The organism is Brenneria tiliae, assembly GCF_023347575.1.
In the GTDB taxonomy this organism is placed as follows: Bacteria; Pseudomonadota; Gammaproteobacteria; order Enterobacterales; family Enterobacteriaceae; genus Brenneria; species Brenneria corticis.
Map to the genome: position 1 here is coordinate 1 of NZ_JAKPCB010000009.1, position 221 is coordinate 221.

1 rRNA gene is annotated in these 221 nt (G+C 48.9%); it reads left to right on the forward strand.

The window, feature by feature from the left end:
* A 16S ribosomal RNA gene (locus tag MFP24_RS00040) occupies window positions 1-72 on the forward strand; the annotation flags it as partial.
* Window positions 73-221: the final 149 nt, after the last annotated feature.

The following is a 221-nucleotide window of genomic DNA, read 5'->3' on the forward strand; positions in this document are numbered from 1 at the left end:
TTGTGATTCATGACTGGGGTGAAGTCGTAACAAGGTAACCGTAGGGGAACCTGCGGTTGGATCACCTCCTTAAACTGAAGTGAGATATTGGAAGGTGCAGTGTCCACAACAGATTGTCTGATGAAAACAATGAGCAAGGTAACCTGCGGTAGAAGGTTGCGGACGTTTCCTGAAGTGCCGTGGGGTGTGTGACTGTCCAGTGCAGTGACAAAACACAATGG